Source organism: Vibrio sp. 10N.247.311.12 (genome assembly GCF_041467515.1).
GTDB classification, from domain to species: Bacteria; Pseudomonadota; Gammaproteobacteria; order Enterobacterales; family Vibrionaceae; genus Vibrio; species Vibrio crassostreae_C.
Map to the genome: position 1 here is coordinate 43,495 of NZ_JBFSUV010000017.1, position 23,850 is coordinate 67,344.

The window sequence follows — 23,850 nt, forward strand, 5'->3', positions numbered from 1 at the left end:
ATACGGCTCTACTCGAACTCAAATTGATAGAGAAGATCCACAGCACTGTCTAGGCCAGAAACAGCTTCAACATAGAGATCCTGCATCAATCTATAACGAACGGTAAACTCACCTAACGAGTTAAAGATACCCACACCATACTTCACCTGTAAGCCAGGCAGGATGTAACCACTTACCGTCACTTGAGAGTCATCGCCAGAGCCTGCAGTATCCAGTTGCAAGTCCTTTACACCAAAGGCTTCACCGATTTCACCAACAACCTTACCACTCTTCGCTAAACTCAAACCGATTAAAGTCGTTGTCATCGAACCGCTCGACTCACCGTCGATATCTTGGCCACGCAAAATATAAGACAGTGCGTTCGCTTGTGGCATCGCTGGGTCAGAATAAATCTCGATGGTAGGCTCTGTCGCAGGGCCAGTCACTCGAATACCAGCGGTCACGTCATCCTGAGTATTATCAGGATTACGAATCGCGTTGATGGCTACGTATGGCTGATCCGGTGGTCCATTCATTAGGATCTTACCCTCTTCGATCAAGAGGTCTTGCCCGAATGATTGATAAGTACCATCGACGATGTTCACTTCACCTGTAATAAATGGACCTTGGTCTTTTTGAGCCACGTTGAGCTTACCGACCAAATCACCTTCAAGACCGAAGGCAGACAGTTTAAAGTCATCACCAATGGAGATATTAATATTCGTCATCACATTGAATGGAATCGTATCTTCGTTTTCTGGCTCTAGATCTTTATTCAAAATAACCTGATCAGAAGAGACGCCAACCGCTGACGGTGGTAAATCTTCAACAACAATTCGTCCCCATGGTAATGCAATATCACCGGTGATTTTCGCCAGATCTGGTGTGACATCAATAGTCATATCAGGTACGACCTTCACCTTAACCATCGGTGGGATATCAACCATCAACTCATCAGCGAAAACTCTAACGTTCGAATGCCATGCTTTAAGATCTTGCCAATCTCCGGTTCCCTCAATATCAAGGTGACCATCAGGTGTTTCGACATTCGCATCCAGTTTTGCACTATAACCATCAAAGTCGAGGTCGATGCGGCCATCTTTCACATCAACAGGCGTAACATCGCCTTTGACTTGAATACCATCAACAGAGAATTGACCAAAGACTTGAGGGTGCATCAGAGAGCCTTTAACTTGAAGATCACTCTCAAGGTCGGCTTTCAATAAGCTGTATTCACCTAGAATTGGTTGTAAGAAATCAAGATGGAACGTGGTCAGCTTAATTGCCGCATCGACCATTTTGTCTTCGGCAAGAATATCCGGTAACGACACCGTGCCAGACAGGTCACCATTGTCGGAAACATCCAACTTAAAATCGGCATCCAGTTTGTTGTCTTTCAGTTGGGCATTCAATGCAACGCTTTCCCAACCCAGTGTGATTGGCTCACCCACTTGTTGAACAACCTGACCTTTCGGCATATCAACGCTTACCGTGACTTCAGGCTCATCTTGTTCAGACCACTTTGCATGAGCAGTCGCATTGACTAAGCCCTGTAATTGCGTCTCTTTAGGCACAAAGGCTTTAATCTGCTCGAAATCGAATTGATTGATGGCCACTTTGGCCTCACCCGATTTTCCGACACGAACGTCTTCATCCAAACACACACTCGAACCCGATTGGTTCCAACAATGCGCTTGAACATCAGCAAACTGCTTATCGACATCCGCCTTTATCGCGACAGGTTGGTCTAATACCCAAGGACCTTGCTGAGTAGTGATTTTGACTCTGTCTAACGATCCATCCCAAATAAGAGAAGGCTTTTGAATCAACTCTCCGGAAATAGCTAAGCTTGTAGACACGATGTCGGATATCACATCAAGTGTCATTGTGTGTTTCTTCTCACCACCACTCACCGTGAGAGCAATGCTTTCTACGCTTTGATCTTGATAGGTTAAGTTCTTAGCTTTTAATTCAAGATCAGCTTGAGCTTCAGGCAATGGCAGAGGAATCACAGAGCCATTAAGCGACAAGGATTCTAGTGTTGCTTCGCTATTCCAATCTACCTTATCCACATTTAGAGCGAGATCGACTTCAGGCTCTTTCGTTAGACCGCTTAGCTGGATGTTACCAATCACTTTACCTTTCAAGTCAGGGACGCTTTTTACAAGCTCAGGGAAGTAAATCTCAACACCCATGTCCCATTTCTTATCAAGCTCACCCTGAGCCTTAATCGAGTTAACACCGTGAGCCAAACTCAAACCACTGGTTTTCAGTTTTGGTTCACCGCTCGCGCTGCGATCCGACGCTGACAACTGACCTTCGATATCCAGAGGGTATTCTCGCAAGATCCCTTCAATATCCAATTTAGGCAGTTCAATCGCCCAGCCGCCCGCTTCCGTCAACCCACCCGAGGTGACGATGCTTCCGCTAATGTTGCCCTCGGCTTCAGGCCACTGCAGACCCGGCTGAATATCTTTGAGTGTCACGTCAGCTTGCCAGTTAACGAGACTCTTCCAGTTCGCTTTAACGACACCGTTAAGCTCACCGCCTAGCGTGTTGAGCTTTAGACGCTCGAGCTCAATTTGTTCCGTCGTGCCTTTACCCTGTAAATCAATGGCTAATTCAGGGATTTCCTTACCATCGGCTTCACCTTTAAGAAGAACATTGAAACCATCTAGTGAGCCATCAGCTTTGAATTGCTCAATTGTCGCTTGGTAATCGCTTTTTCCGGTAAGGGGCCACTGTGCTTGTCCGCCCTCTAAAAGAAGGTCAAATGGCAGAGTCGGTTCTAAGGGTTGAATGTCCCCAGACAACTTTGCCTCAATCAGCTCAGAAAATTGGGAATCTAGGTTTAGCTTAGCCACGCTGCCTTGTGCTTTCAGAGACAACTTCTGACCAGCAAGGTCGGTTTCTTTCACTAACGCATCCAAAGAAAGTTCTAGCGGGTAACCGCCCTTGAGCTCAACCTTCGTGGTTAGATTGGCGCTTGCTTGTGGCATATCGAGTTCGAGAGTTGAAACATCAACCGTGTGTTTGCCCGCGCGAGCTTCTAGCCCAAGGTGGTTAACAACGATTGGTATTTCTTGTTCTAAGGTGAAACGGTTGAGGTCAAAACGCTCCAACACAACCTGCAGAGGAATCCAGACTTCCGGCAATTCGATAGCCGTTTTAACGGCAGCTTTTGGCTCAACCTTTTCTGCTTGCGGTTCTTCTGTCGACTCAGCGAGTTTAACCTTAAGATCATTGAATAAGGTTGGCGATACAGTTAGCTTTTCGCCCTGCATACTCAAAGCCGTAGAGAACAAGCTCCATTCAATTTCATGCCCTAAGATATTCAACTTGATATCAGACAAAGCGATACGGTTGATTACGATTGGCAACGGTGTTTTTACCGATGTTACGGGCGGAGTAGGTTCTGTTTCTTCTGTAGAGGCCGGAGGCAGTTCAGTAAATGCGAAGTCCAATCCTTGAATCGCTAAACGATCGACACACAACTTAGGGTCGAGCAGACAGCGAGGATTAATCGCCAAGTTCAGCTTTTGAACTTTGGTGTCTATATGCAGGCTGTCATCTTTAAACTGAACATTATTAAGCGTAAAGCTCGGGAACAGAGCCCCTTTAGTGCTTTCCACTTTAAGCTGTGGCAACGCTTTTTCAGCGCCCCACAACACAGTGTTCAACCCTGGATTGGTGAACAAAACAAAACCTAGCAAGGCTATCAACAACAGCAAAATAGACGTCAATGAGATCGACGTCCACTTGATGCACTTGCCCATCACTTTGATCATAATTCTGGCCCTAAACTAAAGTGTAACTGGAACTCATCACCTTTTGCTGCATCTAGACCCCAAGCAAAATCTAAGCTCACAGGGCCGACGGGCGACGCCCAACGAACCCCGACGCCGGTACCATGTTTCCATTCAGGTTTATCATTGAAGGCATCACCAATGTCGTAGAATGCTGCGCCCCACCAGTTTCCAACCAAGCGGTATTGGTATTCAAACGAGCTGGTTGCAATGAATTTGGCACCCGTTAGTGCGCCACTTTCATCTCGAGGAGAGATCGACTCATAACCATAACCACGAATGCTATTGTCACCACCAGCAAAGAATCTTAGGGAGGGAGATAGCTTATCAAACTCGTCGGCAAAGTTGCCGCCAAATTGAAGTCGAGTTAAGCCTCGGTGATTGTCGCCAATGCTTCGAATCCAAGCGGTTTGACCTTGAAAACGAACAACCTTAGTTTCAGATAACAAGGTATCATCACCCGCTTCAACCATAATGGTTTGTTTATCGCCCCACATCGGCATCGAACCGCCTCGCGTTCGAGTGCGTGAGAAAGAGATACCCGGCAGCACAAATTGCGCTAAATCATCCTGCAAACCTTGCTCATAGTTTTCGACCAAGTATCGAATGAAGACCGTGCGTTGCCAACCGTTATCCAGTCGCCAATATCTTTCTAGCGCTAAGTTTGACTCCAAACTCTTGGTATCACGATTATCCAAGTTTTTCATACCGTACTTAACTTGATAGTAGTCGTTCAGCACGTCATCCAGAGGGATTTTATAGGTAGCGGTAATCGTCTGTTCAGGTTTAGAAATCGACAGGCTGCTATTGAAGCTATGGCCTTGTTCATTAACCCAAGGTTTTTTCCACTTCAGAGTGCCTTTTACGCCAAGGTCGGTGGATACACCGATACCCGTTTCGATTTGGTTACGAGCTTGCGGAGCAAGGCTAACCTTCATCGGGATCTCTCGGCCTTCGCCTAACTGGCTTAAATCTGGTTCAACAAATACCGAGGAGAACCAATCCGTATTGGACAGGTTTTGGTTGTACTCACCGACTTTGGTGATTGAGTAAGGTTCGCCATCCTCAAATGGTTTAAGTGACTGCACCTTATCTTCTTCTATCTGGCTACCAGTAACCTGAGTAGTACCAAAGTGATAGCGGATACCACTGTTATAATGAAGACGAACATAAGCGCGGTTCAATTCAGGAGCGACTTCTAGCTTACTAAGATCATAAGCACCATCGAAGTAGCCTTTCGCTAAGCCAAGGTTGCGGATCGACGATTTCAAAGAGTCATAATTACCATGATTCAGAGTCGAACCTTTAGACAAGCTACTCTTCGCTATCAAGGCTAAAAAGTCTGGGTCATCCTTGGCTTCACCAGTTAGAACGATATCTGAAGTATAAATAACAACAGGCTCTCCCGGCTCAACCGTAACGGTCATTTCGGTATCATCTTCGGAGTGAGTAAATGTGATTTTAAGGTGGTAGTAGCCTAACGCATTCAGGGCTTCTTTAATCATAGATTCCAAGCGGGATTGGAATCTTAGTGAAACCGAATACTCTTCTTCAGGGATCGCACTCAGATAAGCATCAACATTATCCTCAAGCGCTCCATCTAGCCCTTTGATTTCAAGGGAAACGTCAGCGAAAGCGAGCGTCGATGACAATAGAGTGCCAATCAGAACTGGTAAAGTTTTTCTTATCATGTTTAATTGGTGAAGAAGTTATCAATACGTTAATAAGTGAAAAGAAATAATACCGCTAAATAGGCATTGAGTCTGTAATAAATCCTGGAATAACACGGTCTAATTTAAAGACTTATTCAATATTGACCAACAGTTAATATGAACCCACGTTAAATAAAAGCCAGCGCGGTAAACGTATGCGAAAAGGAATATAACATGCTAAACAAACAACAACTGGTTTCTGCAGCAACCGCACTACCGGGAAATGCTGACCCAATTCGAATCACTGAGCGCCATTTCGTCAATCAAACCGACCTGCTCGATGCACCCACGGGCTCTCAACAAGAAGTCCTGTTTGGTATGGGGTGCTTCTGGGGAGCTGAGCGTTTGTTTTGGCAATTGGATGGCGTTATTTCAACATCCGTTGGTTACGCTGGCGGATACACAGTTAATCCCACTTATGAACAAGTATGTACTGGGCAAACCGGCCATACCGAGGTCGTTCGTGTCATATTTGATAGTGAACAAACCTCTCTAGCTCGAATACTTGAAACCTTTTGGGAGCGTCATGACCCAACTCAAGGGATGCGCCAAGGCAACGATTTAGGGACTCAGTACCGTTCTGCGATTTACACCTTCAGTGAAGAACAACAATCTATCGCTGAGCACTCTAAACGTGAATATCAACGAGCAATGACTGAATCTTTAGGCAACGAGATCACGACGGAAGTTCTGCCTGCTGGAAAATATTTTTTCGCAGAAACCTACCACCAGCAATACCTAGCTAAAAATCCGAATGGGTATTGCGGGTTGGGTGGAACAGGTGTGTGCTTCCCTCCACAATAAGGTGCCGTTCGACATACCATCGTGAACGACACGCATTAAAAAAGGGCTTCCATCAGGAAGCCCTTTTCATTGTTAATCTATTCGGTGCAAGACAAATCGATAAAGCTCAGTTACACCGGCAACGCAGCAATGGTGCCGTTAACTTCTTTAAAAATAGTGAGCTTTTGTTTGTCTGAAACTTCAGGAAGTAGCACCTTGCCTTGGTCGAAGCGAAACTCTCCAACACCTTCAATAGCAAATTGGCCTTTGAACAGGACTTTAACGAAACGCGCCACCTGACGTGGACGGTAAGTAGAAAATTTTCTTAACATAATACAACCTCAATTCCATTTGAGTACTACAGTCACATACCTGAACAGCGTCGCTGTTCAAAGCACATTTAATCGCTAATTCCTTTAGCAAACAGCAAGATAATCTATTGTTCATCTTGATATTGATGCATTATACCTTTTGGTAACAAGCCTGCAACTTCTTTCTACGTCGTACGATAAAAAAGTTAAAGAGGCATTTTTCAAATTTCATATTATACTTCCTGTGCAAACCAATAAGCGGAACAAAAATATAATGAAAAACAAAACTCTACTGGCTTTTCTAGCCGCAGCCTCTCCACTCTTCGCCAATGCTCACAACCTATCAGTAGGCGCTACCCTGCCTGCCGTCGATGTGAGTAACTATGGTGAGATTGTTCTAAACGACGGAAATACTGGATATCAAGCTTGGGCAACCAATGATCTTCTAGGTAAAGTTCGCGTCGTTCAAGCTATCGCTGGCCGCAGCAGCTCTAAAGAGCTCAACGCACCACTGATGGCAGCCATTACCGCATCGAAATTCTCAGAAGACAGCTACCAAACCACCACTATCATCAACCAAGATGATGCGATTTGGGGTACTGGGTCTTTTGTTAAGTCCTCTGCCGAAAGCAGCAAAGAAGAATTTCCATGGTCTTCTATGGTCCTAGATGAAGACGGCGCCGTTGCGTCAACATGGGCTCTAAAAGAAGAAAGCTCAGCGATTATCGTTCAAGACAAGCAAGGTAAAATCTTGTTTGTAAAAGAAGGTGCATTAAACGAATCAGAAGTCACTCAAGTCATTGAGTTGATTAAAGCGAGCCTTTAATAAGATATTCGCGTCTTTTTCGAGACCTAACCAAAGGATATTGTTATATTATAACAGTATCCTTTTTTTAATTCTGTGGTTAATCATCCTGATGTGGCAAAACACACCCAACAATGTGAAACGCAAAACAGGCTTCTTGCTTGGGCTTATGCTCATGTTAAGCGTGTTAGCCGCAACACACATTGTGGATATCGCACCAGAGCACCACACTTCACACCATTGTGAGCTGTTTTCGCTTAATCAGTTCATCACAGCGCACTCACTACCACAGATTCCAGAGTTCCATTCGGAATTTACTGTCGCTATTACAGAGTCAGTAACTTCACTACAGCGGCTATATTTCGCTTATTTGGCACGCTCACCTCCTGTAAATATCGCTTAATTACCACTACTTTTTAATTAACCTTTATTCAGGAAAAAACATGAAACCTACTTTTTTAGCCGTTGTTATCGGCATGACTGTCTCTACAAATGCTCTAGCTAACGAAGAATTCCGCTCTCATGATGCACACGTACATGGCCAAGTTGAAGTAAACATCGCGCAAGATGGGCAAGAATTGCTTGTTGAAGTAACAGCTCCAGGCGCAGATGTGGTTGGGTTTGAACATGCTCCAAAAACTGCAGAACAGAAGAAAGTGTTTGAACAGGCTATCGCACAATTAAACAAGCCAGAAGAGCTGTTTAGTTTTAACAATGCGAGTTGTACTCTGAAGTTCAAGTCAGTAGCAAACACCTTAGAACACGGTCATGGCGACCACAAAGACCATGATCACGCTGAACACGATCATGACGACCACAAAGACCATGACCACGCTGAGCACGATCATGATGACCATAAAGACGATGACCACGCTGAGCACGATCATGACGACCACAAAGACCATGACCACGCTGAACATGATCATGACGACCACGAAGGTCACGACCACCACGATCATGAAGGTCATGACCACTCTGAAGGTGGCCACGGTGAGTTCACGGTTGAGTACCACTACCAATGTTCAGATGTAGCTAAGCTAGACACAGTTAACACTCAGTGGTTCTCTAAGTTCAGCAACACTGAAAAAATGACGGTGAACCTACTAACAGACACAGCTCAAGTACAAGAAGTGCTTAACGCAGAGCGTATTAGTTTCCGATTCTAATCACTCCTAGATCGGATTAAACGTAAAATAAACAGCCAGGTAAGTCATCGCTTACTTGGCTGTTCAAATCGGTGTGTTCCTGGGAATTTATGTTTCAAATTACTGTCCAGTAGATACACCGCTTTAATTATTGGAGCTAGCATGTCTTCTGACAGTTCATCACTTGTGGTCAAACTCGAAAATATCAGCTTTCGTTGGAAGCCTGAATTACCACCAACGCTAGAGATCCCCTCTCTTCACATCCAAGCCCAAGAGCACCTTTTTATTAAAGGGCCAAGTGGTTGTGGAAAATCAACTTTGTTAGGGCTACTGACCGGAATCAACCAAGCTGAGCAAGGAGAAGTCTCTATCCTTGATCAAGACCTCACTCAGCTTACACCTCGTCAAAGAGATAAATTCAGAGCCGATCATATTGGTTATATTTTCCAACAATTTAACCTGCTTCCTTATCTATCAGTTATCGATAACGTGACGCTTCCTTGCCAGTTTTCACAGATTCGTAAACAGCAAGTCGCTGAAAGCCAGAAAAGCTTACAAGAGACGGCTCGAGAGTTGTTACTCCGATTAAAGCTACCTCAAGCTTTAATGGACAAGCCCGTTACCGAGTTGAGCATCGGTCAACAACAACGTGTTGCTGCCGCTCGTGCTTTGATCGGCCAACCCAAAATCATTATTGCCGACGAGCCAACCTCGGCTTTGGATCATGACAACCGAGAAGCTTTTATCGAACTGTTGTTAGAACAAGCCAACCAGGCAGGTTCTACTCTTATCTTTGTTAGCCATGATCCAACACTAGAAAAGTTGTTCACTCGAACCATAGATTTAAAAACCGTTAACCAAGCTAAGGTTGTCGTATGAAAGTAATTACTCACTTAGCCTTAAAAAGCGTACTCAACCGTAAAGCCACGGCTATTCTCACCATTCTCACGGTGGCGGTATCTGTCATTCTCTTGCTCGGCGTAGAACGCGTTAGAACCGAAGCAAAAAGCAGCTTCGCCAATACGATTTCAGGTACTGACCTTATCGTTGGTGGCCGCTCTGGTCAGGTCAACCTGCTGCTTTACTCAGTATTCAGAATCGGTAATGCGACCAACAACATCGACTGGAAAAGCTATGAAGAATTTAGCCAGCACAACGCAGTAAAGTGGGCGATACCAATATCATTGGGCGATTCACACAAAGGCTTCCGTGTGATGGGTACAAATCATAGTTACTTTGAAAACTATCGCTATGGAAGTAAGCAATTACTTACTTTCCAACAAGGTAAAGAATTTGAACAGCTATTTGATGTAGTGATTGGTGCCGATGTTGCGAAGAAGCTAGATTACAAAATAGGTGATCAAATCATTCTTGCGCACGGTATCAGTGATGTTGCGTTTAGCCGTCACGATAATCTGCCCTTCAAGATTGTGGGAATACTCGCGCCAACAGGAACACCAGTAGACAAAACCGTACACGTATCGCTAGAGGCAATCGAAGCAATTCATGTTGGCTGGGAATCAGGTGCCAACCTCGGGCACACACCGAATGCTGAAGCGCTAAAGCAACGTGACTTCCAACCGAAGCAGATTACCGCGATGATGGTTGGCCTTAAATCGAAGATCCAAACCTTCGCACTGCAACGAGAAATCAATAACTACCGCCAAGAACCTTTAAGCGCCATTATGCCGGGCATTGCGCTTCACGAATTGTGGGGAATGATGGCTGTAGCAGAACAAGCATTACTGATTGTTTCAGGGTTTGTTGTCGTCGCCGGTTTATTGGGCATGCTCAGTAGCCTACTCACTAGCTTGCAAGAAAGGCGCCGAGAGATGGCCATCCTACGTGCGATGGGCGCAAGACCTCGTCATGTGTTTGGTTTACTGATCAGTGAAGCTAGTGCGCTAACCTTCCTTGGCATTACATTAGGTGTTGCAGTATTGTTTGCGCTGATCGCAGTGGTTGCTCCTATTGTGCAACAAAGTTATGGTATCAACATATCGATATCCGCAATCACACCGCATGAGTGGAAACTGCTTATGCTGGTACAAGTTGCTGGAATCATTATCGGCTTTATTCCCGCTTTCAGGGCTTACCGCCAGTCATTGTCTGATGGCATGACGATTCGAATCTAAAATAGGAACCTACGATGCAACGCAAATTCCTACTGATACTTGGGCTACTTCTGTTCCCATTTATCAGTACAGCTCACGCTGAAACCACTCAGAATGACGAATCGGTATTAACACTTGAATGGATTGATTTGATTCCAGAATCAGAACGTGCTCAGCTAGATTCATTTGGTATGCCGATGGTTGACCACAATAGTATGGACAAACCTCAACAATCGACACTTGGTGCTGTTCGCCCAGAGCTGAATGGCAGCACAGTGAAGATTCCTGGCTTTGTGATTCCATTGGAAGGTGATGAGAATATGATCACTGAGTTTCTGCTGGTACCGTACTTTGGCGCATGTATCCACGTGCCACCGCCGCCACCGAACCAAATCATCTACGTGAAGTTCCCGAAAGGTGCACCAATACAGCAGTTATGGGATGTGATCTATTTGGTCGGAACGCTGAAAACTGAGTCAATCAGCCATGACTTAGCGCAAACCGGTTATCTTATTGAAGGTACTGCGATTGAAGAGTATGACGACATGTAGTCATTAGAAGGGTGGCTCAAGGATGAGCTGCCGTCACTGAACGAGTGTGATCATTCAATAACAGTTTAATAACGATAATTTTCTTCTGAATTACGCGATGTAATTAGATAAGTAAGCTAGAACAGCGACATAAATCGCGAGTAATAACCCTATACTAAGCTGTTTCTTCAGCTTGTTATCATTGACTTGATTCATAACTCCTCCTTGAGAATTACAACAAATTTAACATTTTATTATCATTAACAAAAGTAAAATTTTGTTGAAACCTTCAACTATGCTCGCAAAATCTAGCCACCAATAAGATAAAGAGTTACATTTTAGACAGTTATACCAATCACAATAAGTAAGTGTTCAGAAATAGCGTAGGAAAAAGCCTTGAGAACAAGGCGGAGCTTTTTGATAAGTAGTTATTCTACAATCAAAAATTGTAGCTCAGTTATCAAGCGTTTTAACAAGCTAGGCTGAGCAATTATTTACTACGATTGGTTTTGAGTCGTCTCCTAACGGTACTCTTATGTCAAAAACCAAACAGCCAGTGATCATTGAGCATGCTAGCGACACACAGCATAAGCATGAGAAAAAGCCTCATATTGCCGACAGTGCCAGCAGAATGCTGCACATCGCACAAAGCTTCGGCCTCGATTCCTTAATTAGTCATAGTGCCAAGCCAAAGGATAAAGCTGAGAGTACGCTTATCGAACGGGCACTATTGCGAGAGAAAAAACGTAGAGAGCTTCGCCAAAAGAACCTAGAACAGATTCTAAAGTTGGCGCACTCTTCATGTAAGGATGAAGCGGCTGGAGACCCGGATCAGGACTGGTTATACCGTTTCTTCGACATGGCACAAGAGATCCACAATACATCGATGCAGAGGCTATGGGCTCAAGTACTGAAGCGAGAAGTCACCAACCCAGGCTCGACGTCGATGAAGGCACTGCAAATCTTAAAAGACATGACACCAAAAGAAGCGTTAACCCTACAAAGGGCAGCATCACTGGGTTGTAGCTTTGGTAGCGATAACAGCAGAAAGCTCTTACTCGGCTTTAAATCTCATGCTGGGCTATTCAACTTTGGCAAAAGGGACACCACCAACACCATCAACCTTGGTGGGCACAACCTGCCCTACTCCAGCTTGCTCCACTTGATAGAGCTCGGGATTATTCTGGGCACAGAATTAGAATCCGGAGAGATTGATTTCGATCCAGCCCTGCACCTAACCTATCAAGGTAAGAGCATGTCACTGGCACCATTATCAAAAGGCGTGAAGCTGGTTTACTACCGATTCAGCCCTACAGGCAATGAGCTTTGTACCTTGCTCGGCAACAAGCCAAACACACAATATTACGACCAACTGATTGCACTATTGAGCCAGAAATTCACGGTTCAGACAGAGGTGAAAAGCAGCGTGAATTACACCGTCTAGACACTCGACGGAGCTAAAATAGACGATGTAAGAAGTGAAGTATTAAGAGGAATAAAGAGAATCTAGGGGATAGGTTTCTTGTCTCGGTAAACCAAGGCTGTACTACTTATCAGTCATGAATAAGTCGATAAGTAAGTGAACAGCCTTAGTCGTACCAACGATCTCAATTGGCTAAAATATTTCGCTTCTCCAACGCATCAATACACAGTTCGACCAATTCATCGAGTGTCTTCTCACCTGCAGGTAGATCAATCTCAGGGTTCAGAGGCGCTTCGTACACTGAACTAATACCTGTGAAGTTCGGGATTTCTCCGGCACGTGCTTTCTTATACAGACCTTTAGGATCACGCTGTTCGCAAACCTCTAATGGCGTATTGACGAACACCTCAAGAAACTCACCTTCCGGCAATAAATCTCTCACGAGTTGCCTTTCAGCTTGATGCGGAGAAATAAAGGCTGACAACACGATCAAGCCTGCATCTGCCATCAATTTAGCAAGCTCACCAATACGACGGATGTTCTCTCGACGATCTTGCTCAGAGAAGCCAAGGTCACTACATAATCCATGACGCACATTGTCGCCATCCAATAAATAAGTATGGTAACCAAGCTGTGCCAAGCGATTTTCTAATGCTCCAGCGACTGTCGATTTACCAGAACCAGACAACCCCGTGAACCAGAGCACGGCTGGCTTTTGTGATTTCAGATCCGCGCGAAATGTTTTATCAATCGAGTGTTGATGCCACACAACATTCTCATCTTTGGGTTTGAGTACTGCGGTCATAATTAGTCCTTTAAATAAACAGCATTAAAATGGGAAAAAATAAGGAATTAGGGTCAGCACCAAGCCCGAATATACAATCGAGATTGGAATGCCGATACGCAGATAATCCGTTAAATGGTAATTACCTACGCTATAAACAAGTAAGTTGGTTTGGTAGCCGTATGGAGAGATAAAACTGGCACTGGCACCAAACAGTACCGCCATGATGAACGGCATAGGGTCAACGCCATAACCTACTGCCATACTGTAGCCAATCGGAAATGAGAGTGCTGCAGCCGCATTATTGGTCACCAGCTCTGTCAAAACCAAAGTCATAAAGTAGGTAGCAACTAACGCACCGAATACGCCCCAGCCATTAAACGCCTCCATAAACATCAGCCCCATCCGCTCAGATAAACCCGATGAAATCATCAGTTGAGCAATAGAAAGTGCAGAGCCCACGATCACCACAATATCGACTGGGAAACGGCGGCGGAGCTCACCCAGTTGCACCACGCCAAATGCCACCAGCAACAGTAGAAAACCAGCTAAGCCTTTGATAATAGGTACTGCATCGATAAGGGCTAAACCAATCACGCTAGCAAAGCCGAGCAACACGAACGTCGATTTATCGGCATCAAGCTTGGCACTCGAATCCAAGTCATTCATCAACACAAACTCTTTGTTGTGTTGTTGGCGCTGTTCTTCAAAGCGTTTACCTGGAACCAAAATCAAGGTATCACCAGCGGTCAATGTGATATTCCCTAGCCCACCTTCTAGGCGTTCATGGCCACGACGAATAGCAACCACAACCGCATCGAAACGGTCTCTAAACTGGCTAGTTTTCAGGGTTTTGTTACAAAAACTTGCTGATGAACTCACCACCACTTCAACAAAGCTCTGGCCATTCAAATGATGCTGACCAAACAGAGTCAGTCCTTGAATTTCTTGCAGTGTCGCCACGCTCTCAACATCACCACAAAACAGCAATCGGTCACGAGCTTGAAGAATAAAATCAGGGTCAATCGACGCGGTGGTTTTACCGTCTCGAATCACTTCGGCTAAGAACAGTTTTCTAAGAGCTCTAAGATTATTTTCACTGACGCTACGGCCAACTAATGGAGAACCTGGCTCAACTCGCGCCTCGAGAAAGTAAGGCAGATCATCTTGAGAACCATCATCGTAGCTGGGTAGAAAATAGCTAAGAGGAATAAGGATCAATACCCCACCGACCAAAACCGCTAAACCGATCAAGGTAGGTGTGAAAAAGTTTAAGCTCGGTAAACCTGCATCTTCAACAAAACTATTGATGATCAAATTGGTAGAGGTGCCGATCAATGTCAGGGTGCCACCTAAGATGGCAGCGTATGACAAAGGGATAAGTAACTTAGACGGCGCGTGCTGTTGATTACGTTTGATCGCCCCGATCAAAGAAACAACCACCGCGGTGTTATTAGTAAAAGAAGAAAGTAACGCTGTAGAAATACCCAACTTCGCAACCACGGTACCTAGCCTACCTTCAGAGATATTGCGGCTAACCCAGCTGATTAAGCGAGTTTTCTCCAACGCACTTGATGCGAGGATCAGAAGAATTAAAGTCAGTAACGAGGAGTTAGTGAAGTTATTAGCCAAGCTCGACAAGTCGATCATGCCAGCCATAAAAGCAATAAACGCCGCGCCAGCAAAGATAAAGCTTGGCTTAATACGGGTAACGAGCAGGCAAGTAATAATGCCGAGCAAAATCGCTAATACAAATCCTTGTTGCCACATATACCCGTCCTTTATGGCGGAAACGATCGGTTTCCGCCTGATTCAATAAGCTGTTACTTGGTCGTTTATGACTTCAGTAGTTGGCTTAGATCTTTGGCATCCCAATGAGGGAAATGTTTGCGAACCAATGCGTTGAACTCAAGTTCAAATGCAGAGAAGTTACCGACTTGCTGTTCAACAGAGTCCAAACGGTCTCGAATCAAACCCGCGCCAACCGTCACGTTGGTTAGTCGGTCGATAACGATGAAGCCACCGGTATCGGCACTTTCACGGTATTTATCCAGCGCGACAGTCTCGTTCAATGACCATTCACACAAACCAATACCATTCAATGGCAACTCATCGACAGCGTGAGTCGATAGGTTGTTGATGTCGTATTGGTGACGAACCGTTTCAACCTGACCAACGGTTTTCTTGCCTGCGATCTTGATGTCGTAAGCTTTGCCCGGTTGCAATGGTTGCTCTGTCATCCACACGATGTCAGCCAATACGTGGTTAGTGGATTCAATCTGCGCGTTTTCTAACACAATCAAATCACCACGACTGATATCAATCTCATCTTCAAGGGTCAGTGTTACTGCCAAGCCCGCTTGCGCAGACTCCAAATCACCATCAAAAGTTACAATGCGTGCAACCTTAGAGGTTTTACCCGACGGCAGCGCCTTGATTTCATCACCGACACTGACACGGCCAGAGGCAACGGTGCCAGCAAAACCGCGGAAGTCTAAGTTAGGACGATTGACGTACTGAACTGGGAATCGGAATTCACCTGCCGAACGCTTTTGGTCAATGTCGACGTTCTCTAACACTTCTAGCAGAGATGGGCCTTCGAACCATGCAAGCTCTTTACTTGGTGCAGCAACGTTGATGCCTTCAAGCGCCGATACTGGCAAGATCTGAATATTGGTTTCACCTTCTAGGTTTTCTGCAAACTCTAGATACTGATCGCGAATCTCTTCAAAACGATCTTGTGAATACTCCACAAGATCCATCTTGTTTACAGCAACGATGAAATGCTTCAAACCAAGCAGGTTAGAGATAAACGAGTGACGACGTGTTTGATCCAGAACGCCCTTACGAGCATCAATCAAGATCACCGCCAGATCACACGTTGAAGCGCCTGTTGCCATGTTGCGCGTATACTGCTCATGCCCAGGAGTATCAGCAATAATGAACTTACGTTTTTGAGTCGAGAAGTAGCGGTAAGCCACATCGATCGTGATCCCTTGCTCACGCTCAGCCTGCAGACCATCAACAAGCAGTGCCAAATCAGGTTTCTCACCTGTCGTTCCCACTCGTTGGCTATCCGAGTGAACCGCCGCTAGCTGATCTTCATAAATCTGTTTTGTATCATGGAGTAAGCGACCGATTAGCGTACTTTTACCGTCATCTACCGAGCCACAAGTTAAAAATCTAAGCATAGATTTATGCTGATGCTGACTTAGATAACCTTCAATCCCTAGTTCAGCCAATTCGGCTTCTACTGCACTATTCATTTTTCTTTCCTTAGATTCTTAGAAATAACCTTGGCGCTTTTTCAGCTCCATAGAGCCCGACTGATCATGGTCAATCGCTCGACCTTGACGCTCACTAGACGTCGCCACCAGCATCTCTTCAATAATGCCCGTTAGCGTATTCGCCTCAGATTCAACCGCTCCGGTTAATGGGTAACAGCCTAAAGTACGAAAACGAACGCTTTTCTCTTCAATCACTTCACCTTCTTGCAGCTCCATACGGTCATCATCAACCATGATCAGCATGCCATCACGCTCAACTACAGGGCGTTTGTCTGAAAGGTAAAGTGGAACAATATCGATGCTCTCTAGATAGATGTATTGCCAGATATCGAGCTCAGTCCAATTAGATAGCGGGAAGACACGAATGCTTTCGCCCTTATTAACCTGACCGTTGTAGGTGTGCCAAAGCTCTGGACGCTGGTTTTTTGGATCCCACGTATGGTTCTTATCACGGAAAGAATAAACACGTTCTTTCGCACGAGATTTTTCTTCATCACGACGCGCACCACCAAAAGCCGCATCGAACCCATACTTGTTTAACGCCTGCTTAAGGCCCTGTGTTTTCATGATGTCAGTGTGCTTCGAAGAACCATGTACAAATGGGCTACAACCCATCTCAATACCTTCTGGGTTCTTATGTACTAAAAGGTCGAAGCCGTACTTTTTAGCCGTACGATCACGAAACTCAATCATCTCGCGAAATTTCCAATCCGTATCTACATGCAATAGCGGGAATGGAATCTTGCCTGGATAAAACGCTTTGCGAGCTAAATGAAGCATCACAGAAGAATCTTTTCCGATGGAGTACATCATCACTGGGTTATCAAACTCAGCCGCCACTTCACGGATAATATGAATACTTTCCGCTTCGAGCTGTTTTAGGTGGGTTAAACGTTCTTGGTCCATTTCAGTGCTTCCTTTAAGGCTCGCGTTACGAGCAATTCATTACTTGGTCTTGCCAAGCAAGGGATTTAACTCATCCACTTGAGTGAATGGGAGTATTGGCACTAGAAGAAAACAGAAGCTTCGTTTTGAGCTATCCTTGCTATTCATCTGCCCGATACGTCCTTGATATAGGCATTATGACGAGCCTCTCATATTACTGGAAATTCTAAAATTTCATTTTTTATTCGAAAAGCTGATAAGGGATTGAATTTACCGATAAGCAGGTGAAATGAATGGACTAATATTATCGATATCAGTTGCGCATTGATTAAGCAGCTTTGGGAGGCGTCTTGCAGAACACCATAAAGTAATCGATCTAAGTCACGAATTAACATTCGTTGTAATCATTGTTTCATTCGGTTTTGTTACATTACGCAACGAATTTTCTACTATCCACTTTGGAGCTACAAAATGAAAGTTGCAATGAAACCTTTGTCATTGGCTGTACTTGCGGGTCTTGGTTTGACTTTAGCAGGCTGCACAACAACACCAGATACCGATGAAGTGATTAAATTACGTGTCGTAGAGACAACGGACATCCATACCAACCTAATGGATTACGATTACTACAAAGACAAGCCATCGAAAAAAATCGGCTTAGCACGTACTGCAACTCTAGTAAAAGAAGCTCAAAACGAAGTAACCAACAGCGTATTAGTTGATAACGGTGACTTGCTGCAAGGTAGCCCAATGGGTGACTACATGGCAGACAAAGGCATCGAAGCGGGTGAAGTTCACCCTGCATACAAAGCTATGAACCAGCTAAGCTACGACGCTGCAAACATAGGTAACCACGAATTCAACTACGGTCTTGATTTCCTAGAAGAGTCAATCAACGACGCTGATTTCCCGTACATCAGTGCTAACGTTTACGACGCAAAAACCAAAGAACACTACTTCACACCTTACATCATCAAGACGCACACGTTTGAAGATACTGCAGGCGTAGAGCATGAAGTAAAAGTCGGCTACATCGGTTTCGTTCCGCCACAAATCATGACGTGGGATAAGAAGAACCTTGAAGGTAAAGTAATCGCTCGTGACATCATTGAGACGGCTAACGAGTTAGTGCCTCAAATGAAAGCGGAAGGCGCTGAAGTTATCGTTGCTATCCCTCACTCAGGCGTATCAACTGACCCATACAAAAATGGCGAAGAGAACTCAACGTTCTACCTATCTGAAGTAGATGGCATTGATGCGATCGCATTCGGCCACTCTCACGCAGTGTTCCCAGGTAAAGGTTTTGATGACATTCAAGGCATCGACAACGAAACGGGCACAATGAACGGCGTTGCGGCAGTAATGCCAGGTCGTTGGGGTAGCCACGTTGGTGTTATGGACCTAACACTGGCACAAAAAGACGGTAAGTGGGAAGTCGTTAAAGGCCAATCAGAAGCACGCCCTATCTACGACAAGATCGAGAAGAAATCTCTTGCTGCGGCTGATGAAGGCATCGTAACAGCACTAGAAAAAGACCACGCTGGTACTCGTGAGTTTGTTAACCAACCGATTGGTAAAGCAGACGATGTGATGTACAGCTTCTTGTCTCTAGTACAAGACGATCCAACAGTTCAAATCGTTAACCTTGCACAGAAAGATTACGTTGAACAGTTCATCCAAGGTGACCCTGACCTAGATGGTACGCCAGTACTTTCCGCGGCTGCACCATTCAAAGCTGGTGGCCGTAAGAATGACCCAGCGAACTTCACTGAAGTTGAATCTGGTCAACTGACATTCCGTAACGCAGCTGACTTATACCTTTACCCGAACACACTAGTTGCGATGAAGGTAACAGGTCACGAAGTAAAAGAGTGGCTTGAGTGTTCTGCTGGTCAATTCAACCAAGTTGATGTTAACTCAACAGCACCACAACAGTTGATCGAGTGGGATAACTTCCGCACTTACAACTTCGATGTTATCGACGGTGTTGATTACCAAATCGACGTAACTCAACCTGCGAAATACGATGCAAACTGTAAAGTGGTTAACCCTGACTCACAGCGTATTGTTGGCCTAACTTACCAAGGTAAGCCAATCGACATGAAGCAAGACTTCCTGATCGCAACCAACAACTACCGTGCATACAGCGCTAAGTTCCCAGGCACAGGTGAAGACTTCATCGCATTTGATGCACCAGATGAGAACCGTACTGTTCTTGCAAACTACATCTCTCGCGTAAGCAAAGAACAAGGTCAAGTGAGCCCAAGCGCAGATAACAATTGGTCATTTGCACCAATCAAAACGGATAACAAGCTAGATATCCGCTTTGAAACATCTCCAAGCGACAAAGCAGCAGAGTTCATTAAAGAGAAAGGTCAATACCCGATGAAACGTGTTGCGACTGACGATGTTGGTTTTGCTGTTTACCAGATTGACCTAACTAAATAGATTGCTTAAGTAATCCATAGTTAACGTTCTGAAAGGCTGAGTTTTACGACTCAGCCTTTTTCTTTTCTTCTAAATGTTCAGCCCAAAGCCCTAATTTTCGAACGACAAACTCTCGTTCAACCCGCTTCCAAATGCCACGCCTTCAGCTTCAAAACAGCAGTCAAACAGCAGTCAAACAGCAGTCAAACAGCAGTCAAACAGCACGACTCAAACCACCAATTGAATGAATCCAACACAAAAAAACACTAATCAGCTGTAAGTTTTTATCTGCTCCTCCTGTCTATTTAATTTACTACACTCAATGAATGGTGGTTAAGCCATTCATCTATAGGATAGATAAGGACATTTAATGAGCACCGTCGAGAGCATTCAAGCATGGTTACATTCAGGGGAGGAGTCGCTGCTATGGCTGATGCTTGGCATCATCGCGCTTTCTTATCTGCTTGAAGATCTTGCGATTGTTACGGCGGCAGGTATCGCGACTCAAGGTCTAATACTTCCTCAATATGCGCTGCTTGCTATTTTCATCGGTATTGCCACGGGTGATCTCGGTCTTTATTACCTGGGTAAATCAGGACGTTACTTCCGAGGTGTTCGATATAAAGCCCTCACTAATAAGTACTTTCGTTCGCTTCGTACCAAATTACGCCAAAACGCATTCAGCAGCCTTTTTGTTATCCGCTTTATTCCTGGGCTACGCACCGTTGGTTTTACTCTGAGTGGCTTTTTCGCCATCCCACTGCCTACTTTCTTATTTGCCGTCATCAGCGCAACTGCGCTCTGGACTGGCATTGTCTTCTCTGCCATCTACTATTTAGGGACATCAGCGTGGCTGCAAGCCTCTGAATATCAATGGATCGTCATCACGTGCGCCATCGCTTTGCTGTTTGTCGGTAATCGATTAATGAATAGAACCTACTCTAGAGGATTATCATGAGTTCACCGCAAGATATTCACATCATTCCAGCACATCAAATTAATGCAGGCATGCCCCTGCTTGAAAAAGATACCGTGCGTAGTGTCTCTCCTTACGAGTTTCTTCCGACGTGGTTCTTCTACACTCCAGTAGTGATTCAAAGCCTGATGCAAGGGTTACGGCACTTTGATTGGGCGCTACCACTCATCGCCAACCCGAGCATTAAACTCAGTGGTATGGTCGGCGAATCGAAACACGAGATACTGAGCCTTGCCGGATCTTCAAGTCAGCGTTGGATCTCACCGTTTATAACCCTAACCAAAACGGATCTCGGCAGTAAAAAACAAGCCGAAGACGCACGCAGCGCACTCATACAAACGGATCTTGATTTCCCTATCGTGGCTAAGCCGGATCTTGGCTGTCGAGGTGTTGGCGTAAAGCTGATCAACAACCAAGATCAACTTGAGCAATATATTGAATCTTTCCCAAATAATGCTCGCTTTCTATTGCAGAAAAAGGCGCCTTATCAAGCCGAAGCGGGTGTTTTCTACGTTCGTTACCCAAATAAAAAGCAAGGTGAGATCATCTCGATCACACTCAAATATGCGCCAATGGTGATGGGTGATGGCAAGTCGACACTCAAGCAGTTAATTGAAAACAGCCCGCGCGCTGGGCAACTCAGCCACCTGTATCTACCAAGGCATGAAGATAAATTGGATCAAGTGCTCGCAGAGGGTGAAGAGTTCCAACTCGCGTTTGCAGGCAGCCATAGCCGTGGCTGTATCTTCCGAGACGGTAATCAATACATCACTCAGGCTCTAACAGAACGCTTAGACGAGATATTCGACGACTTCGATGGCTTTCACTTTGGTCGACTCGACGTCAAGTTTAAAGACATGTACAGCCTAATGAACGGTGAGGATTTCACGATTCTTGAGGTCAATGGCGCAAGCAGTGAGGCTGGACATATCTGGGATCGCAACACTCCGCTGCGAGAGATATTTTCGACGCTACTCCTGCAATACCGCATTCTTTTTGATATTGGCGCTCAACAAAAACAAAGAGGCCACCAGCCTCCTTCTTTTAAGAGCTTATTTAACGCGTGGCAAGAAGAGCGACGTCTTGTTCAACAATATCCGACCACCGATTAACTTTGTACGAGGATCATGAATGAACCCCATAGCCCAACCGAGCTCCCTTACTTCTTTCTCTCCTAGTATCAAGGGAGCGGTAGAAATATTGAATCAGGGTTTAGAGTTTTTGTTAGCGATATCTGACAGCGACTATCTGACACGAGCAAAGCCGCACGTCACAAGCTCTATTGGTGAGCATACTCGTCACACGCTCGATCTTTTTCACGCTCTGATTTTAAAAGAGAATGCGACCGTTGATTACAACACTCGTCGTCGTGGTCACCCCGTCGAATTCGACAGGTCGATTGCATTGAAAGAGATCCATTACGTGATCAACTGGCTTGAACGATTAGACCGCAGAGATCTCGAAGCGCCTATCATGATCCAAACCGAAGTTTCAATGGATACACAAGTATTCGCCAGCCTGCCTTCTACGTTAGAAAGAGAGGTCACCTTTGCTGCTCTACATGCCAATCATCACTATGCGATGATCAAGGTGATCACGACCTTTCTTGATGTCGAAACATGCAATACCTTTGGTTATGCCCCAACCACCAGCAGCTATCTGAGGGAGCAATAATCATGTGTTCAGTATCTTGGCTGCTTGAAGAAAATGGTTATCAGGTCTTTTTTAACCGTGACGAACAAAAGACGCGAGCACTGGCAATGCCACCTAAACAATATCGAGTTAACGGCGTCGATATCATCATGCCACTCGACCCAACTGGCGGTGGTAGCTGGATCAGTATCAATGAGTTCGGGCTTTCGCTATGCCTACTCAATAACTATCAAGGCATAGTCCCTGTTGGACCTTTAGTCAGCCGTGGTTTGTTACTCAAGAATCTATCATCGAGTCGTAACATCAGTCAGCTCTCTGAAGCATTTCATAAGCTCGACCTGCACTCTTTTGCTCCATTTACCTTGTTGGCTTTCGCGCCGAATTTAACTCAGAACAATGGTTTGGTTATCGCCTACATGTGGGATGGTATTCAACAGCACATCGTCGACACTGATTCTCCACTCTTCTCATCCGGTGTTGATTTAGAGCGAGTACAAGCCTACCGACAAGCAAAATACGATCAGCTTATGACAACAGGTAAGAATCAGCAGAACTTACTTCAATTTCACTCTCACCATCATAGCGAACAGCCTCATTTAGCGACCTGTATGCATCGTGAAGACGCACATACGGTGAGCTTTACACACTTACGCAATCTACACGGCCAAGCCTCGATGTTTTATGCACCCGGCTCGCCTTGTGAACCCATTAAGCCATGCCAGATAAATCAACAGCGCTTTACCTTCGATTTATCACCCGTAATCAATCTATAGATGGAGTCCATCATGAGAAAACTATTAACTATGGTCATGCTACTTGTTAGCCCGTACGTATTTGCCGCCGATGAAATCTACACAGGATTCTTTAGCAGTAAGGCGCTCGATGGCTACGACACTGTGGCTTATTTCACTTCAGGCAAGCCCATCGAAGGCAGTAACAAATTCAGCACCGAGTACAAAGGGGCGGATTGGTATTTCTCTTCTGAAAAGAATCTGACTTTATTTGTTAATAATCCTGAAAAATATGCCCCTCAATATGGTGGCTATTGCGCTTGGGCAGTATCAGCGAAGAGCGACTTTGCACCGAGTGACCCACATCAATGGACGATTGTTGATAACAAGCTTTACCTCAACTACGACCAAGAGATTAAGCAGCGCTGGGAACAAGACCAAGCACAGCATATTCAACAAGCCGATAAAGTTTGGCCGCAACTGATTAAGTAAGGTAATT

General features: G+C 45.1%; 21 protein-coding genes. 14 read left to right on the top strand and 7 right to left on the bottom strand.

Annotated features, from left to right (window positions below; genetic code table 11):
* Positions 1–8: 8 nt before the first annotated feature.
* Together AB6E30_RS09515 and AB6E30_RS09520 are read right to left on the bottom strand one after the other, a co-directional pair.
* Entirely contained in the window at positions 9–3,767 is a 3,759-nt protein-coding gene (locus tag AB6E30_RS09515; protein ID WP_372103378.1) for a translocation/assembly module TamB domain-containing protein, read from the bottom strand.
* Positions 3,764–5,476 carry an autotransporter assembly complex family protein gene (locus AB6E30_RS09520; RefSeq protein ID WP_017058900.1) on the bottom strand — a complete coding sequence of 571 codons (1,713 nt, stop codon included), beginning with the start codon at positions 5,474–5,476 and terminating at the stop codon, positions 3,764–3,766. The genes AB6E30_RS09515 and AB6E30_RS09520 overlap by 4 nt, the downstream gene beginning before the upstream one ends.
* A gap of 195 nt (positions 5,477–5,671) precedes the next feature.
* On the opposite strand from AB6E30_RS09520, the gene msrA reads away from it, so the two are divergent.
* Complete coding sequence (gene msrA / locus AB6E30_RS09525; protein ID WP_017058899.1) at positions 5,672–6,301, top strand: peptide-methionine (S)-S-oxide reductase MsrA; 630 nt, start codon at positions 5,672–5,674, stop codon at positions 6,299–6,301.
* 110 nt (positions 6,302–6,411) lie between these two features.
* Here the strand turns inward: msrA and AB6E30_RS09530 are convergent, their stop codons facing one another.
* Entirely contained in the window at positions 6,412–6,612 is a 201-nt protein-coding gene (locus tag AB6E30_RS09530) for a DUF1107 family protein (RefSeq protein WP_017058898.1), read from the bottom strand.
* A 253-nt stretch (positions 6,613–6,865) separates the two neighbouring features.
* Here AB6E30_RS09530 and AB6E30_RS09535 point away from each other — a divergent pair, with 253 nt between their 5' ends.
* From AB6E30_RS09535 to AB6E30_RS09565, 7 genes are all read left to right on the top strand, one after another.
* Complete coding sequence (locus AB6E30_RS09535; protein WP_017063723.1) at positions 6,866–7,417, top strand: YtfJ family protein; 552 nt, start codon at positions 6,866–6,868, stop codon at positions 7,415–7,417.
* A gap of 91 nt (positions 7,418–7,508) precedes the next feature.
* Complete coding sequence (locus AB6E30_RS09540) at positions 7,509–7,799, top strand: DUF2607 family protein (RefSeq protein WP_017063722.1); 291 nt, start codon at positions 7,509–7,511, stop codon at positions 7,797–7,799.
* A 40-nt stretch (positions 7,800–7,839) separates the two neighbouring features.
* Positions 7,840–8,562: a DUF2796 domain-containing protein gene (locus tag AB6E30_RS09545; RefSeq protein ID WP_372103381.1), complete on the top strand. Its 723-nt coding sequence runs from the start codon at positions 7,840–7,842 to the stop codon at positions 8,560–8,562.
* Positions 8,563–8,703: 141 nt separating this feature from the next.
* A complete protein-coding gene (locus AB6E30_RS09550; RefSeq protein ID WP_017058894.1) occupies positions 8,704–9,420 on the top strand; it encodes an ABC transporter ATP-binding protein in 717 nt (238 codons plus the stop codon).
* A complete protein-coding gene (locus tag AB6E30_RS09555) occupies positions 9,417–10,676 on the top strand; it encodes an ABC transporter permease (protein ID WP_102427912.1) in 1,260 nt (419 codons plus the stop codon). Before AB6E30_RS09550 ends, AB6E30_RS09555 begins: the two co-directional genes overlap by 4 nt.
* Before the next feature lie 14 nt (positions 10,677–10,690).
* The gene (locus AB6E30_RS09560) at positions 10,691–11,206 is read left to right on the top strand and encodes a DUF3299 domain-containing protein (protein ID WP_017058892.1); all 516 of its coding nucleotides are present in this window, start codon (positions 10,691–10,693) and stop codon (positions 11,204–11,206) included.
* A 514-nt stretch (positions 11,207–11,720) separates the two neighbouring features.
* Positions 11,721–12,629, top strand: coding sequence for a TIGR03899 family protein (locus tag AB6E30_RS09565; RefSeq protein ID WP_017069397.1), 909 nt, complete (start codon positions 11,721–11,723; stop codon positions 12,627–12,629).
* Positions 12,630–12,792: 163 nt separating this feature from the next.
* Here AB6E30_RS09565 and cysC read toward each other — a convergent pair whose 3' ends face one another.
* From cysC to cysD, 4 genes are all read right to left on the bottom strand, one after another.
* Positions 12,793–13,413 (bottom strand): adenylyl-sulfate kinase, encoded by a 621-nt coding sequence (gene cysC / locus AB6E30_RS09570; RefSeq protein WP_017071301.1) that lies wholly within the window; start codon positions 13,411–13,413, stop codon positions 12,793–12,795.
* Between the two features lie 24 nt (positions 13,414–13,437).
* Positions 13,438–15,162, bottom strand: a complete 1,725-nt coding sequence (locus tag AB6E30_RS09575; RefSeq protein WP_017067554.1) for an SLC13 family permease — start codon at positions 15,160–15,162, stop codon at positions 13,438–13,440.
* 65 nt (positions 15,163–15,227) lie between these two features.
* Entirely contained in the window at positions 15,228–16,658 is a 1,431-nt protein-coding gene (cysN, locus tag AB6E30_RS09580) for a sulfate adenylyltransferase subunit CysN (protein WP_017063719.1), read from the bottom strand.
* Positions 16,659–16,676: 18 nt separating this feature from the next.
* On the bottom strand, positions 16,677–17,621 hold the full coding sequence (gene cysD, locus AB6E30_RS09585; RefSeq protein WP_226088532.1) for a sulfate adenylyltransferase subunit CysD: 945 nt from the start codon (positions 17,619–17,621) through the stop codon (positions 16,677–16,679).
* A 414-nt stretch (positions 17,622–18,035) separates the two neighbouring features.
* Here cysD and AB6E30_RS09590 point away from each other — a divergent pair, with 414 nt between their 5' ends.
* The 6 genes from AB6E30_RS09590 to AB6E30_RS09615 all read left to right on the top strand — a co-directional run bounded on the left by AB6E30_RS09590 (position 18,036) and on the right by AB6E30_RS09615 (position 23,843).
* Positions 18,036–20,012: a bifunctional 2',3'-cyclic-nucleotide 2'-phosphodiesterase/3'-nucleotidase gene (locus AB6E30_RS09590; protein WP_372103384.1), complete on the top strand. Its 1,977-nt coding sequence runs from the start codon at positions 18,036–18,038 to the stop codon at positions 20,010–20,012.
* 349 nt (positions 20,013–20,361) lie between these two features.
* Positions 20,362–20,949, top strand: a complete 588-nt coding sequence (locus AB6E30_RS09595; RefSeq protein ID WP_372103386.1) for a DedA family protein — start codon at positions 20,362–20,364, stop codon at positions 20,947–20,949.
* A complete protein-coding gene (locus AB6E30_RS09600) occupies positions 20,946–22,079 on the top strand; it encodes a D-alanine--D-alanine ligase (RefSeq protein ID WP_372103389.1) in 1,134 nt (377 codons plus the stop codon). The genes AB6E30_RS09595 and AB6E30_RS09600 overlap by 4 nt, the downstream gene beginning before the upstream one ends.
* Positions 22,080–22,098: 19 nt before the next feature.
* Entirely contained in the window at positions 22,099–22,641 is a 543-nt protein-coding gene (locus tag AB6E30_RS09605; RefSeq protein WP_102514360.1) for a DinB family protein, read from the top strand.
* A gap of 2 nt (positions 22,642–22,643) precedes the next feature.
* The gene (locus AB6E30_RS09610) at positions 22,644–23,393 is read left to right on the top strand and encodes an NRDE family protein (protein ID WP_017068026.1); all 750 of its coding nucleotides are present in this window, start codon (positions 22,644–22,646) and stop codon (positions 23,391–23,393) included.
* Between the two features lie 12 nt (positions 23,394–23,405).
* A complete protein-coding gene (locus AB6E30_RS09615) occupies positions 23,406–23,843 on the top strand; it encodes a YHS domain-containing (seleno)protein (RefSeq protein ID WP_017068025.1) in 438 nt (145 codons plus the stop codon).
* Positions 23,844–23,850 lie beyond the last annotated feature (7 nt).